The organism is Sphingopyxis sp. (assembly GCF_036261875.1).
Lineage (GTDB): Bacteria > Pseudomonadota > Alphaproteobacteria > Sphingomonadales > Sphingomonadaceae > Sphingopyxis.
On the sequence record NZ_DATAJZ010000009.1, the window covers coordinates 97,729 to 112,072 of the forward strand.

Annotated in this window: 17 protein-coding genes; 11 read left to right on the forward strand and 6 right to left on the reverse strand. The window is 66.1% G+C overall.

Features of this window, described 5'->3' with window-relative positions; genetic code table 11:
- Positions 1-4: 4 nt before the first annotated feature.
- The 4 genes from VHO04_RS04935 to VHO04_RS04950 form a co-directional block, all read right to left on the reverse strand.
- Entirely contained in the window at positions 5-1,183 is a 1,179-nt protein-coding gene (locus VHO04_RS04935; protein ID WP_329627260.1) for an efflux RND transporter periplasmic adaptor subunit, read from the reverse strand.
- Between the two features lie 168 nt (positions 1,184-1,351).
- Complete coding sequence (locus tag VHO04_RS04940; RefSeq protein ID WP_329627261.1) at positions 1,352-2,020, reverse strand: hypothetical protein; 669 nt, start codon at positions 2,018-2,020, stop codon at positions 1,352-1,354.
- 25 nt (positions 2,021-2,045) lie between these two features.
- Positions 2,046-3,974, reverse strand: coding sequence for a 1-deoxy-D-xylulose-5-phosphate synthase (gene dxs / locus VHO04_RS04945; protein ID WP_329627262.1), 1,929 nt, complete (start codon positions 3,972-3,974; stop codon positions 2,046-2,048).
- Between the two features lie 65 nt (positions 3,975-4,039).
- Complete coding sequence (locus VHO04_RS04950; RefSeq protein WP_329627263.1) at positions 4,040-4,294, reverse strand: hypothetical protein; 255 nt, start codon at positions 4,292-4,294, stop codon at positions 4,040-4,042.
- 162 nt (positions 4,295-4,456) lie between these two features.
- Between VHO04_RS04950 and VHO04_RS04955 the strand changes: the two genes are divergently transcribed.
- Positions 4,457-5,467 (forward strand): MipA/OmpV family protein, encoded by a 1,011-nt coding sequence (locus VHO04_RS04955; RefSeq protein ID WP_329627264.1) that lies wholly within the window; start codon positions 4,457-4,459, stop codon positions 5,465-5,467.
- 122 nt (positions 5,468-5,589) lie between these two features.
- On the opposite strand, the gene VHO04_RS04960 is transcribed toward VHO04_RS04955, so the two are convergent.
- The gene (locus VHO04_RS04960; protein ID WP_329627265.1) at positions 5,590-6,486 is read right to left on the reverse strand and encodes a LysR family transcriptional regulator; all 897 of its coding nucleotides are present in this window, start codon (positions 6,484-6,486) and stop codon (positions 5,590-5,592) included.
- Between the two features lie 101 nt (positions 6,487-6,587).
- Between VHO04_RS04960 and VHO04_RS04965 the strand changes: the two genes are divergently transcribed.
- The 10 genes from VHO04_RS04965 to mmsB all read left to right on the forward strand — a co-directional run bounded on the left by VHO04_RS04965 (position 6,588) and on the right by mmsB (position 14,026).
- Positions 6,588-8,093, forward strand: a complete 1,506-nt coding sequence (locus VHO04_RS04965; protein WP_329627266.1) for a CoA-acylating methylmalonate-semialdehyde dehydrogenase — start codon at positions 6,588-6,590, stop codon at positions 8,091-8,093.
- Positions 8,094-8,142: 49 nt separating this feature from the next.
- Positions 8,143-8,679 (forward strand): hypothetical protein, encoded by a 537-nt coding sequence (locus VHO04_RS04970; RefSeq protein ID WP_329627267.1) that lies wholly within the window; start codon positions 8,143-8,145, stop codon positions 8,677-8,679.
- Between the two features lie 19 nt (positions 8,680-8,698).
- On the forward strand, positions 8,699-9,007 hold the full coding sequence (locus VHO04_RS04975; protein WP_329627268.1) for an I78 family peptidase inhibitor: 309 nt from the start codon (positions 8,699-8,701) through the stop codon (positions 9,005-9,007).
- Entirely contained in the window at positions 9,000-9,404 is a 405-nt protein-coding gene (locus tag VHO04_RS04980; protein ID WP_329627269.1) for a RidA family protein, read from the forward strand. The genes VHO04_RS04975 and VHO04_RS04980 overlap by 8 nt, the downstream gene beginning before the upstream one ends.
- Before the next feature lie 42 nt (positions 9,405-9,446).
- Positions 9,447-9,755 carry a GIY-YIG nuclease family protein gene (locus VHO04_RS04985; protein ID WP_329627270.1) on the forward strand — a complete coding sequence of 103 codons (309 nt, stop codon included), beginning with the start codon at positions 9,447-9,449 and terminating at the stop codon, positions 9,753-9,755.
- A gap of 47 nt (positions 9,756-9,802) precedes the next feature.
- A complete protein-coding gene (locus tag VHO04_RS04990) occupies positions 9,803-10,948 on the forward strand; it encodes an acyl-CoA dehydrogenase family protein (protein WP_329627271.1) in 1,146 nt (381 codons plus the stop codon).
- Positions 10,945-12,003 carry an enoyl-CoA hydratase/isomerase family protein gene (locus VHO04_RS04995; protein WP_329627272.1) on the forward strand — a complete coding sequence of 353 codons (1,059 nt, stop codon included), beginning with the start codon at positions 10,945-10,947 and terminating at the stop codon, positions 12,001-12,003. The genes VHO04_RS04990 and VHO04_RS04995 overlap by 4 nt, the downstream gene beginning before the upstream one ends.
- Positions 12,004-12,117: 114 nt before the next feature.
- Positions 12,118-12,900, forward strand: a complete 783-nt coding sequence (locus VHO04_RS05000) for an enoyl-CoA hydratase-related protein (RefSeq protein ID WP_329627273.1) — start codon at positions 12,118-12,120, stop codon at positions 12,898-12,900.
- Positions 12,897-13,154: a hypothetical protein gene (locus VHO04_RS05005; RefSeq protein WP_329627274.1), complete on the forward strand. Its 258-nt coding sequence runs from the start codon at positions 12,897-12,899 to the stop codon at positions 13,152-13,154. Before VHO04_RS05000 ends, VHO04_RS05005 begins: the two co-directional genes overlap by 4 nt.
- Positions 13,151-14,026: a 3-hydroxyisobutyrate dehydrogenase gene (gene mmsB / locus VHO04_RS05010; RefSeq protein ID WP_329627275.1), complete on the forward strand. Its 876-nt coding sequence runs from the start codon at positions 13,151-13,153 to the stop codon at positions 14,024-14,026. Before VHO04_RS05005 ends, mmsB begins: the two co-directional genes overlap by 4 nt.
- A 33-nt stretch (positions 14,027-14,059) precedes the next feature.
- On the opposite strand, the gene VHO04_RS05015 is transcribed toward mmsB, so the two are convergent.
- The gene (locus tag VHO04_RS05015) at positions 14,060-14,323 is read right to left on the reverse strand and encodes a hypothetical protein (RefSeq protein ID WP_329627276.1); all 264 of its coding nucleotides are present in this window, start codon (positions 14,321-14,323) and stop codon (positions 14,060-14,062) included.
- Between the last annotated feature and the right edge of the window lie 21 nt (positions 14,324-14,344).

Here is a 14,344-nt window from a genome sequence, read left to right on the forward strand (position 1 = left end):
GGGGCTATCGTCCTTTCGTCGCCGCACCCTTGTCCGCGGGCGCCCCTATCCGCTGCGGACTGCTGGCCGGAACCGGCTTGATCGGCGCACCCTGTCTCAGGTTGCCGATCCCCTGGCTGATGACCTTGTCGCCGGGCTTCAGCCCGCCGGTGACGACCCAGTTCGTCCCCACCGTGCGGTCGGCGACGATCTTGCGCCGCGCCGCCTTATTGTCCTTGCCGACCAGATAGACGAAGGCCGACCCGTCGAAATCGCGCTGCACCGCGGTCTGCGGCACGAGCATCGCGGTCGGATTGATCGCCTGGTCGAACAGCGCGGTCACGAACATGCCGGGAAGCAGCAGCCCCTGCGGGTTCGGGAAGCGCGCGCGCAGCGTCACCGTGCCGGTCTCCTCGCTGACCGTCACTTCCGAAAACTGCACCGTGCCGGGAAGAGGGTAGTCGCTGCCGTCCTCCAGCTTCAGCCGCACCGACGTGCCGCCCGGCGTCACCCCGCCGCTCGCGAGCGCCTGGCGCAGCCGGGTGAGGTCGGCGCTCGACTGCTGCATGTCGACATAGATGGGGTCGGTCTGCTGGATCACCGCGAGCGGGGTCGCCTGGCTCGCGCTGACCAGCCCGCCCGGCGTGACCAGGCTGCGGCCGATGCGGCCGCTGATCGGCGCCGACAGGCTGGTGTAGCGCAGGTTGATCCGCGCGGTTTCGAGCGCGGCGGCATTTTGCGCCACCGCGGCGCGCGCGCTGCGCGCCTGCGCCAGCGCATCGGTGTAATCCTGTTCGGCGACCGCCTGAATTTTCGCGAGCGGGGCGAAACGCTTCGCTTTCTCTTCGGCCGCCTGCGCGCTCGCGCGCGCGCTCGCAAGATTCGCTTCGGCCTGATCGACCGCCGCCTGATAGAGGCTCGCATCGATCTGATAGAGCGGTTGGCCGGCGCGGACGAAGCCGCCCTCGGTGAACAGGCGGCGGCGGATGACGCCGTTCACCTGCGGCCGCACCTCGCTCGTCTCGAAAGCGACGGTGCGGCCGCCGAGCGAGGTAGTCACCGGCACCGGCTCCTGCCTGACGACGACATAGCCGACCTCGGCGGTGCGATTGCCGCCCTTCGCATCCTTGTCCGAACAGGCGCCGAGCGAAAGCGTCGCGACGCACAGGGCTCCGATCAGGAGCAGCGGCCTTGTCTTCGTCATTCAGAATATCCGGTCTCGGTTTATGCCGGGCGGCTGGGGATTTGGCGCTATTCAGCCGAATGGCAGAGGCCATGCAAGCGGTTTCGGGGCTTTGCGACAAAGTGCGACAATTTGGTTGCGCGCGATACCATCGCCGCGGCGATCGAGGTTTGGCGCCGATCCCGCGTCCTAAACGACGATCAGCGAAAAGACGATGAAGGCGGCCAGCGCCTCGATCATCGCACGCGAGGCGTGCAGCGCCGCGCGCCAGCGGCTGACGCGCAAATGCTGCGCGAACCACAAAATCTGCAAGCTGCCGAACCAGAGCAGCGCGAAGACGAGGAGTGCCAGACCCGCGACTCCCGCCGCGAGCGGGTGCAGCTGCAACAATATCCCGCTGCCCGAAACCATCAGCGCAAAGGGCGCGGCGACATAGCATTGGCTGTAGAAGGGGGCCTTGAGCGGCGTCCGGTCGAGTTTCACATGGCGCGCCTGTACCAGTCGCGCCGCCATGACGAGCGGAAACAGGCTGAAAAAGGCAGCGCGCATCAGCACATAGGTCGAATCGTCGTTGATCAGCCCGCCGATGCCGGTCTTGTCGAGCACGACCGCGCTCTCGCCGACCGCCGACAGCTCGACCGCGTGGCTGATGACGAGCGTCAGTAGCAGAAACAGCGGCGGCGACAGTGTGTCGGTATATTGCCGCTCGGCCGGATCCTCCTGCTCGGCGTCCGAATAATCCATCATTTGAAGGGGCCGCGTCAGCGCGCGCCATAGCGTGACCGGGTAGAAGATCAGCCATGACATCACTTCATAGAGAAGCTCGTCGAGCGATTTCAGGAGGTTGAAGAAGTTCATGGTGCGCGCCGCCCTCGACCCGCACTCACGCCCGCGCGCCCGCCTCCTCGACCCCCGCGCTGTTGTGGCGGAGCGCCTTCAGTACCGTGTCGACGATCTGCGGCGCGTTGAGTCCCGCTTCGTCATATTGCGCCTCGGGCTTGTCCTGGTCCTGGAAGACGTCGGGCAGCCGCATCGTGCGCAGTTTCAGCCCGGCGTCGATCAGCCCCTCGTCGCTCGCGAGCGTCAGCACATGCGCGCCGAGTCCGCCGATGCTGCCTTCCTCGATCGTCACGCAGACCTCGTGGGCGGCCAGCGTCCTGCGGATCAGTTCCTCGTCGAGCGGCTTGGCGAAGCGCAGGTCGATCACGCTCGTCGACAGGCCGCGCGCTTCCAGTGTGTCGGCCGCTTTCAGCGCCTCGGCGAGCCGGGTGCCGAGCGACAGGATCGCGACCGTCTTGCCCTGACGGACGACGCGGCCCTTGCCGATCGCGAGCTTTTGCGGAACTTCGGGCAGCGTCACGCCGGTGCCGCTTCCGCGCGGGTAGCGAAAGGCGATCGGCCCCGCGTCATATTCGGCGGCGGTATAGGTCATGTGGACGAGCTCGGCCTCGTCGGCGGCGGCCATCACCACCATATTGGGCAAGGTCGCGAGATAGGTGATGTCGAAGCTGCCGGCGTGGGTCGATCCGTCGGCGCCGACCAGCCCCGCGCGGTCGATCGCGAAGCGCACCGGCAGATTCTGGATCGCGACGTCGTGCACCACCTGATCGTAGGCGCGCTGGAGGAAGGTCGAATAGATCGCCGCGAACGGCCGCATTCCCTGCGCGGCGAGCCCGGCGGCAAAGGTCACCGCATGTTGCTCGGCGATGCCGACGTCGAAGCTGCGGCCCGGATGCGTCTTCGCGAATTTGTCGACCCCGGTCCCCGACGGCATCGCCGCGGTGATCGCGACGATCCGCTTGTCGGTCTCGGCGAGCTTCGCCAGCGTCTCGCCGAACACATTCTGATAGGCGGGCGGTCCCGGCGGCGCTTTCGCCTGCACGCCGGTGATGACGTCGAATTTCTGCACGCCGTGATATTTGTCGGCTGCGGCTTCGGCGGGGGCATAGCCCTTGCCCTTCTGCGTCACCGCATGGATCAGCACCGGGCCATGGTCGCTGTCGCGGACATTTTCGAGCACGGGGATCAGATGGTCGAGATTATGCCCGTCGATCGGCCCGACATAATAAAAGCCCAGCTCCTCGAACAAGGTGCCGCCCATCGCCATGCCGCGCGCGAACTCGTCGGTCTTCTTCGCCGCCTTGTGGAGCGGTTGCGGCAGCTTGCGCGCAAAGCGCCGCGCGATCTCGCGCAGCTCGACGAACGGCCGCGACGACACGAGCTTGGCGAGATAGGCCGAAAGCCCGCCGACCGGCGGCGCGATCGACATGTCGTTGTCGTTGAGGATGACGATCAACCGATTGCCCGCGGCGGCGGCGTTGTTCATCGCTTCATAGGCCATGCCCGCCGACATCGACCCGTCGCCGATCACCGCGATCGCCCGGCCGGGTTCGTCCTTCAGCTTGTTGGCGATCGCAAAGCCGAGCGCGGCGCTGATCGAGGTTGACGAATGCGCGGCCCCGAACGGATCATATTCGCTCTCGCTGCGCTTGGTGAAGCCGCTGAGGCCGCCGCCGGTGCGCAGCGTGCGGATGCGGTCGCGGCGGCCGGTGACGATCTTGTGCGGATAGCATTGGTGCCCGACGTCCCAGACGATCTTGTCGCGCGGGGTGTCGAACACATAGTGGAGCGCGACCGTCAGCTCGACGACGCCGAGTCCCGAACCCAGGTGGCCGCCGGTGGTGCCGACGGCCGAAATCATCTCGGCGCGCAGTTCGTCGGCGAACTGGCGGAGGTCTTCGGGCTTCAGCTTGCGGAGGTCGGCGGGGACATCCACCGTGTCGAGCAGCGGCGTATGCGGACGATCGGTCATCGCGGCGTCATACTGGTAACCATGGAAACTGTCGAACGAAAAGGGCCGGGGCGGCCAGCCTGCCTTTACTGAAAGGGAGAATGATTCTCCTCCTCCCGTTGCTCTTCCTCGCGCCCTTTCGCCGTATCGATCTGCGCGTACAGCCCGCGCACCATCAGGTCGGTGAACACCAGCATCGCCCCGACCATCGCAAGCAGCAGCACGACCGCGATCACCGGAAACGGCCCGATCGTCGCGATCGCCTCGTGCCGCGTCACCGCCGCGATCAGCGCCGCGCCCGCGAGCAGCGCATAGCCCGCGAACCGTCCCGCGCGGCTCATCGGGAACCGATGCGCGCTTGCGCGGATAGAAGGGAAGGCAGGACGGAGCGATGCATGAAAGCCACGATGAAGCGAAAAGCCTCCCCCGGCAAGACGAAGTCTTTGCATTGCGGTGACAATCCCATACACCCGCTGCCAGAGGGGCAAGAACATAGGATGGATATGCCCGATTTGATGTCGCTCTTCCGCTTCCTCCGCCTGGCGCCGATCCTTGCTGCCCTCGCGGGCTTCGCGGCGCCCGCCGCTGCCGAGGAGGTCGCGCTTCCCTACGATCTGTCGCTCTCCGCCGATCCGTCGCCGGTCGCCGCGCCCGCCGACGCGCCGGCGCGCTTCGTCCAGGACAGCGGCGACATCGATGACAATATCCTGCTCCCTGCCGCACGGCCGCAGGACGATCGTGAGGACCGCCGCTATGCGCGCGACTATTTCGCGCTTGCTGCGGGGGTCATCACCGTGCCGAGCTATAATGGTTCGGACGAGCGCAACGTCCTTCCCGCCTTCTATTTTCGCGGGCGCTACAAGGGTTACAGCTTCTCGACCCGCGGCACCAATTTTCAGGTCGACCTGATCCGTCAGAAGCGCGGGCAGCGGACCGACTTCAAGTTCGGTCCGATCATCAACCTGCGCAGCGACCGCACCGGCCGCATCAAGGACGCGCAGGTCGAGGCGCTCGGCGACCGCAAGATGGCTGTCGAGCTCGGCATTTCGGCGGGGATCACGCAATCGGGCATCATCACCAGCCGCTACGACCAGCTCGGCTTCCGCGTCGTCGGGGTCAAGGACATCAGCGGCCGGCACGGAAGCTGGGTCGTCTCGCCAACGATCGATTATGGCACGCCGCTGTCGAAGCGCGCCTATATCGGCGTCTCGGCGTCGTTCAACGTCTATGGCAAGGGCTTCGGCCGCTATTATTTCGACGTCGATCCCGTGGGCAGCGCCGCGAGCGGACTGCCCGTCTATACCGGCGCCGGCCGCAAGGCGACGCTCGGCAAATATACGATCGGCATGGCCGGCGCCTATTCGCTGTCGGGCGACCTGCGTAAGGGCTTCGTGCTGATCGGCGGCGCGCAATATGGCCGGATGTCCAGCCGTTTCGGGGCGTCGCCGATCGTCGATGTCGCGGGCAGCCGCGACCAGTGGCTGATGGGGGGCGGGCTCGCCTATCAGTTCTAGAGTCGGTTTCCGCTGCGCGGAATCGCGGCACCGGCCCGCTCCCCCACCCGGCCTCCCATAGTTTACTATCGTCGGGGAAGCCGGGCGGGGGAGCGGGCCGGTGCCGCTTCCACGTGAGTGGATCAACGCGCGGCATCGGCCGGCACCAGCAGGCTCCGATTCTCGCGCACCTCGGCATCCAGCCATTCGATGAAGGCGCGGATCCGCGGTTGCGGCGCGACGTCGCGGTGGAGCGCGAGCCAGAAGGCGCGCGCGATCACCTGATCGGCGCGGACGCGCACCAGCGCGGGGTCGTCCGCGGCCAGGAAACAGGGCAGGACGCCGACCCCGGCGCCGCCGGCAATCATCCGCCGCTGCGCGAGGATCGACGATGAGCGCACGGTGGCGCGCAGCCCCGGCTCGATCTCGCCCAGATAGTCGAGTTCGGGCGCATAGAGGATGTCGGGCATGTAACCGATCACCGGAATTCCCGCGCGCGCCAGCGGCGTCCGCTCGGCCGCTTGCCGCCATTCGCGCCGGTCGGCGGGGGCATAGAGGCCCAGACTGTAATCCGACAGCTTGCGCGTGATCAGCGGGCCTTTTCGGGGCCGCGCGAGCAGGATCGCCATATCGGCCTCGCGCCGCGACGGGTCGAGGAAGCCCGACGAGGCGACGAGGTCGATCTCGAGCTCGGGATGCGCGGCGACGAAACGGCCGAGCCGCGGCGCGATGAAGCTGTTGCCGAAGCCTTCGGAAACGCTGACCCGAAGCTGCCCCGACAGGCCCGTTTCCTCGTCGCGTGTATGAATCCGCGCCGCCGCCGCCGCCATCGCTTCGGCGTGCGGCACGAGCGCGCGGCCCGCCGCGGTCAGGACGAAGCCGGTGGGCGCGCGCTCGAACAACGTCTGGCCGAGCGCGGTTTCGAGCGCGCTGACGCGGCGGCTGACCGTCGTCGCGTCGACGTGCAGCGCCGCTCCCGCTCGTGCGAGCGTGCCGTGGCGCGCGACGAGCAGGAAATATTGCAGCCTATCCCAATCCATTTACCTGCAAATATGCAGTATCGCCCTGCAAGTCTATCCCTTGCAATCGGGCCGCAACTGGTCTGTGGCAGGGACAAGATTTTACGGGAGACTCAACAGCTATGCGACAGATCGACCATCACATCGCCGGTGGTGCCGGCGGCAGCACCAGCGGTTCGGGGCGCTTCGGCGACATCCTCGACCCCAACAACGGCGGCGTCCAGGCGCGGGTCGCGCTCGGCGACCGCGCCGTCCTCGATCGCGCCGTCGCGGCGGCGAAGAAGGCGCAGCCCGGCTGGGCGATGACCAATCCGCAGCGCCGCGCCCGCGTGATGTTCGAATTCAAGCGGCTGGTCGAGGCCAATCTGGAAGAACTGGCGCAGATGCTGTCGGCCGAGCATGGCAAGGTGATCGCCGACGCGCGCGGCGACGTCCAGCGCGGGCTCGACGTCGTCGAATTCGCCTGCGCCGCGCCGCATGTGCTGAAGGGCGATTATACGATCGGCGCCGGTCCCGGCATCGACGTCTATTCGATGCGCCAGCCGATCGGCATCGGCGCGGGCATCACCCCGTTCAACTTCCCCGCGATGATCCCGCTGTGGATGGGCGCGATCGCGACCGTCGTCGGCAACGCCTTCATCCTCAAGCCCAGCGAGCGCGACCCGTCGGTTCCCGTGCGCCTGTCGGAGCTGTTCCTTGAGGCGGGGATGCCCGAAGGGATCTTCCAGACGGTCCACGGCGACAAGGAAATGGTCGACGCGATCCTCGATCATCCCGATATCGGGGCGGTCAGTTTCGTCGGCTCGTCGGACATCGCGCATTATGTCTATAATCGCGGCGTCGCGAACGGAAAGCGCGTCCAGGCGATGGGCGGCGCGAAGAACCACGGCATCGTCATGCCTGACGCCGACCTCGACCAGGTGGTGAATGACCTGACCGGCGCCGCCTTCGGCTCGGCCGGCGAGCGCTGCATGGCGCTGCCGGTCGTCGTGCCGGTCGGCGAGGACACCGCGAACCGCCTCCGCGACAAGCTCGTCCCCGCAATCGAGGCGCTGCGTGTCGGCGTGTCGACCGATGCCGAGGCGCATTACGGCCCGGTGGTCACCGAAGCGCACAAGCAGAAGGTCGAAGGCTGGATCCAGAAATGCGCCGACGAGGGCGCCGAACTCGTCATCGACGGCCGCGGTTTCACGCTGCAGGGGCATGAGAAGGGCTTCTTCGTCGGCCCGACGCTGTTCGACCATGTCACCCCCGACATGGAAAGCTACAAGGAAGAAATCTTCGGCCCCGTCCTTCAGATCGTCCGCGCGCCCGATTTTGAGACCGCGCTCGACCTGCCGTCGAAGCATCAGTATGGCAACGGCGTCGCGATCTTCACCCGCAACGGCCACGCCGCGCGCGAATTCGCCGCGCGCGTCAATGTCGGCATGGTCGGCATCAACGTGCCGATCCCGGTGCCCGTCGCCTATCACACCTTCGGCGGCTGGAAGCGTTCGGCGTTCGGCGACACCAACCAGCACGGCATGGAAGGCGTGAAGTTCTGGACCAAGGTCAAGACGGTGACCGCGCGCTGGCCCGACGGGGCGCCCGATGGGGGCAATGCCTTCGTCATCCCGACGATGGGCTAGGCAACCCTTGCGCCGGGTCGACCATTTCTCCTGTCGAAGGAGAAGGACGATGATGCGATGGACGATGCCGGCGGTGCTGCTGCTGCTCGCCGCCTGTAGTGGCGGCGACAAGGACGAGCAGGCCGAAGCCGACAAGGTGCCCGCGGTGCCGACGGTTCCCGAGGCCGCCCCCGCGGCGCCCGTCGCGGCGCAGGAAAGCGCGCCCGACTATGTGGCCGACTCCGCGGTGACGCCGCCCGCGAAGCCCGACCCCGGTATCGGTCAGGGCGACGCGGCGATTCCCGTCGCGCTTCAGGGGCGCTGGGGATTGGTCGCGGCCGACTGCACCTCGACCAAGGGGGACGCAAAGGGGCTGCTGACGATCGGCGCGGCCGACCTGCGTTTCTATGAATCGCAGGGAATCCTGGCGCATATCCGCGAACGCAGCGCGACGCGGCTTGTCGCCGATTACAAGTTCAGCGGCGAAGGCGAGGATTGGGACCGGCTGATGCAACTCACGGTGCAGGACGGCGGCAAGACGCTCGTCCGCCGCGATTATGGCGAGGGTGCCGCGCCCGAGCCGATGCGCTATAGCCGTTGTGCCTGATGGCCAGAAAGGGAGATTCATGATGGACATTCGCCTGCTTGGCTTGGTCGCCGCCGCCCTGCCGCTCGCCGCTTGTGCGGCCAGCGACGCGCCCGCCGAATCGACCCCGCCACCGCCCGCCGAAATGACGTGCAACGCCGATGCGGGCGCGAGCTTTGTCGGTCAGACCGCGACGCCCGATCTGGGCGGCGCAATCGTCAAGGCGACCGGCGCGCGCACGCTGCGCTGGGGCCCGCCGCGCTCGGCGATGACGATGGATTACCGGCAGGACCGGGTGAATGTGATGTACGACGATGCGTACAAGATCACGCAGGTCACTTGTGGCTGACATTTCGCGCCGGAATCACAGCTCGGCATCCCCGTTCGAACCCGTTTACGGCTACAGCCGTGCGGTTCGGGTGGGGAATCGCATCGACGTCGCGGGCTGTGCGCCGATCGAGCCCGACGGCTCGTCGACTCCCGGCGACGCCGGGGCGCAGGCGACGCGCTGCCTCGCGATCATCGGCGAGGCGCTTGAAGCGCTCGGCGGCAGCTTCGCCGACGTCGTGCGCACCCGCATGTACATCACCGACGCCGCCGATGCCGACCGCGTCGGCCATGCCCATGGTGCGGTGTTCAAGGACATCCGCCCCGCCGCGACGATGCTCGTCATCCCCGCACTGATCCGCCCCGAGTGGAAAGTCGAAATCGAAGCCGAGGCGATCCTCTCGGGTCCGTCATGCTGACGAAAGTCAGCATCCATTCGGCGCTACGCCAGAAGGACCGAAATGCGGGAGCGATATCCTTGCGTCTATATCATGGCGAGCGGCCGGCACGGCACGATTTACATTGGCGTGACATCGGATCTGATGGCGCGCATTCACCAGCATCGCGAAGGCCTGATCGAGGGCTTTACCAAGCGCCACGGCGTGAGGCGGCTCGTCTTCTACGAAATGCACGGAACGATGGAAGCCGCGATCACGCGCGAGAAGCAGCTCAAGGCATGGAAGCGCGACTGGAAGATCGCCTTGATCGAAAAGGAAAATCCGTTTTGGGAAGATTGGGCGGTTCGGCTCGACTTCCCGCCGCAATCGTAGTTCCGAATGGATGCTGACTTTCGTCAGCATGACGGCAGAGAAGAAATATGACCGACCAGTTCCAACTCACCGACGACCAGCTCGCCATTCAGGATATGGCGCGCAAATTCACCGCCGACCGCATCACGCCTTTCGCGGCGGAGTGGGACGAGACGCATCATTATCCCGTCGATGTGTGGAAGGCGGCGGGGGAGCTCGGCTTCGGCGCGATTTACGTGGCAGAGGAATCGGGCGGCATCGGGCTCGGCCGGCTCGAGGCGGCGCTGATCATGGAGGCGATGGCCTATGGCTGCCCCGCGACCAGCGCCTATGTCTCGATCCATAATATGGCGACGTGGATGATCGACCGTTTCGGCGGCGCGGAGATCAAGGCGCGCTTCCTGCCCGAACTCGTGAGCATGGAGAAGATCGCGAGCTATTGCCTGACCGAGCCGGGCTCGGGGTCGGACGCCGCGGCGCTCAAGACGACCGCGAAACGCGACGGCGACCATTATGTGCTGAACGGCACCAAGCAGTTCATTTCGGGCGCGGGCACCAACGACATCTATGTCTGCATGGTCCGCACCGGTGAAGAGAAGTCGAAAGGCATCTCTTGCCTCGTCGTCGAAAAGGACACGCCGGGCCTCAGCTTCGGCGCGCCCGAGAAAAAGCTCGGCTGGAACGCCTCGCCGACCGCGCAGGTGATCTTCGAGGATTGCCGCGTACCGGTGGCGAATCTCGTCGGCGCCGAGGGGGACGGCTTTCGCTTCGCGATGGCGGGGCTCGACGGCGGGCGGCTCAACATCGGCGCCTGCTCGCTCGGCGGCGCGCAGCGCTGCCTCGACGAAGCGATCGCTTACACCAAGGACCGCCAGCAATTCGGGCAGCCAATCGCCGATTTCCAGAACACCCAGTTCATGCTCGCCGACATGGCGACCGACCTCGAAGCATCGCGCGCCTTGCTCTATCTCGCCGCGGCGAAGGTGACCGCGAACGCCCCCGACAAGTCGCGTTTTTCGGCGATGGCAAAGCGGCTCGCGACCGACAACGGCAGCAAGATCGTCAACGACGCACTGCAATTGTTCGGCGGCTACGGCTATTTGAAGGATTATCCGATCGAGCGCTTCTGGCGCGACCTGCGCGTCCATTCGATCCTCGAAGGGACCAACCAGGTGATGCGGATGATCGTGGGAAGGGACTTGTTGCGCCAATGACCCCTAATTCTACAGACGATGTTCTGATCAGCACTGACGGCCGCGTCGGTCGCCTGTCGCTCAATCGCCCCAAGGCGATTCACGCGCTCAACCTGCCAATGTGCGAGGCGATGATCGACGCGCTCGTCGGGTGGCGCGATGACGACGCCGTCGAGGCGGTGATCATCGACCATAGCGAGGGGCGCGGATTCTGTGCCGGCGGCGATATCCGCATGCTCGCGGAAAGCGGCGCGAAGGACGGGAAGGAAGCGCGCGCCTTCTTCCACACCGAATATCGCCTCAACCATCTGCTCTTCACCTATCCCAAGCCGATCGTTGCCTTCATGGACGGCATCACGATGGGCGGCGGGGTCGGCATTTCGCAGCCCGCGCCCTATCGCGTCGCGACCGAGCACACCCGCTTCGCGATGCCCGAAACCGGGATCGGCTTGTTCCCCGACGTCGGCGGCGGCTGGTATCTGCCGCGGCTGGAAGGGCGCGTCGGGGTTTTTCTCGCGCTCACCGGCGCGCGCCTCGACGGCGCCGAATGTCTCGCGCTCGGCCTCGCGACGCATTATCTGCCGTCCGAAAAACTCGCCGAGGCCAAGGCGCGCATCGCGCAGCACCCCGACCGCATCGGCGGCATATTGGGCGAACTGTCGGTCACCGCGCCGCCCGCCGCGATCACCGGGCAGATCGACCGGATCAACCGCCTGTTCGCCAGCGACCGCTACGAGGATATTCTCGCCGCGCTCGAGGCCGATGGCGGCGAATGGGCGGCGAAGGAGCTTGATGCGCTTCGCACCAAGAGCCCGCAGACCTGCAAGGTCGCGCTGCGCCAGCTCAAGGAAGGCGGCGCGATGCCCGACTTCGCGAGCCAGATGCGCCAGGAATATGCGATCGGCAGCCATGTCGTCGCGATGCACGACTTCATCGAAGGCGTCCGGGCGCTGATCATCGACAAGGACAACAGCCCGAAATGGGACCCGCCGACCCCCGAGGCGGTCACGGACGACTGGATCGACGCAATCTTCGCGCCGTTGCCCGCGGATAAGGAATGGACGCCGCTAACATAGTTTTGCCACTCACTCTTCGTCACCCCGGACTTGATCCGGGGTCCCGCTTCTTCGACGTCGCAAAGCGGGATGCCGGATCAAGTCCGGCATGACGATAATCCGGAGACTGCTGGAATGACCTACGAAACCCTCCTCGTCGAAACGCGCGGCGCCGTCACGCTGGTGACATTGAATCGCCCGCAAGCGCTGAACGCGCTCAACTCGTCGGTTCTCGACGATCTGATCGCGGTCTTCGCGGCCTTCGAGGCCGACCCCGATCAGCGCTGCGCCGTGCTCACCGGATCGGGCGACAAGGCGTTTGCCGCGGGCGCCGACATCAAGGAAATGGCCGACAAGCCGGCCGCCGATTTCTACCTTGAGGATTTCTTCTCGAAATGGACGAGCGATTTCGTGAAGAAGGTCCGCAAGCCGTGGATCGCCGCGGTCAACGGCTTTGCCTTGGGCGGCGGCTGCGAGCTCGCGATGATGGCTGACTTCATTATTGCATCGGAGAAGGCGAAATTCGGTCAGCCCGAAATCAAGCTCGGCGTCGCGCCGGGCATGGGCGGATCGCAGCGGCTGACCCGCGCGGTCGGCAAGGCGAAGGCGATGGAAATGTGCCTCACCGGCCGGATGATGGACGCCGCCGAGGCCGAACGCTCGGGGCTCGTCGCGCGCGTCGTCGCGCACGAGGCGCTGGTCGATGAAGCGGTGAAGACCGCCGCGACGATCGCCGCCATGCCGCCGATGGCGGCGATGGTGAACAAGGACATGGTCAATGCCGCCTTCGAGACCACGCTCGATCAGGGGCTGCTCTACGAACGCCGCCTGTTCCAGATCCTCGCCGCGACCGAGGACAAGGCCGAAGGCATGGCCGCCTTCATCGAGAAGCGCGAAGGCGTGTGGAAGGGGCGGTGACGATCGGCCTGCTCGCCCTGGCGATGGGCATCCTGCTCTTTTGGGCCGGATGGAATCATTGGCGACATCGGCGAGAGGAAACGGTCAATATATTGGAAGGCGCGATTCTTGACGCGACGGGTGCAGAGCCGCTGCCGCTGACGAAGCTCGATTGGTTCCTCAAATATCTTCAAGGTATCCTCAGCTTCGTCTTCGGCTTCCTTTTTACGCTTATGGGCGCAGTGATCATTCTCAACGAATTGGAAATGCTATGAAAATCGCTTTCATCGGACTCGGCAATATGGGCGGCGGCATGGCCGCGAATCTTGCCAAGGCGGGCCATGAGGTTCGCGCCTTCGACCTCAGCGAGGAGGCGCTCGCGCGCGCGGTCGAGGCGGGCTGCACGCGCGCCACATCGGCCGCCGAGGCCGTTGCCGGCGCCGAAGCGGTGGTGACGATGCTCCCCGCGGGCAAGCATGTCGCGGGCGTCTATGAAAGTGACGTCTTCCCGAACGCCGCGTCGGGCACTTTGCTGCTCGACTGCTCGACGATCGACGTCGCGACCGCACGGTCGAATATCGAGGCGGCGACCACGAAAGGCCTCGTCGCGGTCGACGCGCCGGTCTCGGGCGGTATCGCCGCCGCCAATGCGGGAACGCTGACCTTCATGGTCGGCGGCACCGACGAAGGTTTTGCGCGCGCCGAGCTGATCCTCGCGAAGATGGGCAAGGCGGTGATCCATGCCGGCGGCGCGGGCGCGGGGCAGGGCGCGAAAATCTGCAACAACATGCTGCTCGGCGCGTCGATGATCGCGACGTGCGAAAGCCTCGCGCTCGCGCAGAAGCTCGGGCTCGATCCGCAGACTTTCTTCGACATAGCCAGCGTCTCGTCGGGGCAATGCTGGTCGCTGACGAGCTATGCGCCGCTCCCCGGCGTCGGCCCGGCGACCCCCGCCGACAATGACTATAAGGGCGGTTTCGCCGCGGCGTTGATGCTCAAGGACCTGCGCCTCGCGATGGAGGCAGCGGCGAGCGTCGACGCCGACGTCCCGATGGGCAGCCGCGCGCGCGAGCTTTATGAAGCCTTCGTGGCGGCCGATCCCGACCATCGCGATTTTTCGGCGATCATCCAGACGCTTCAATCATAATCGTCATTCCGGCCTTCGCCGGGATGGCAGGAGTCAATAGAAATCCGCCGTCTCGCCGCCATCGCGGCGCTCGGTGCGATGAAGTTGCGTCGGCGCACGGCGATCACCGGTTTGAATCTCCAGCCGATCGTTCACGCGCCGCACCTCGGCGGGCGCCAGGATGCGTGCCCGCGCGACGCCGACCGCCGTCGCCCGGGGCGCCGGGACAGGCGGCGGCGCGGCGCTTCCGGCGAGAAACAGGGCGGCGATCAGGTGCATGGCGATCATGATCGCCGTAACGGCAGTCATGGCCACCATATTAACCCTGAATCACAAGAA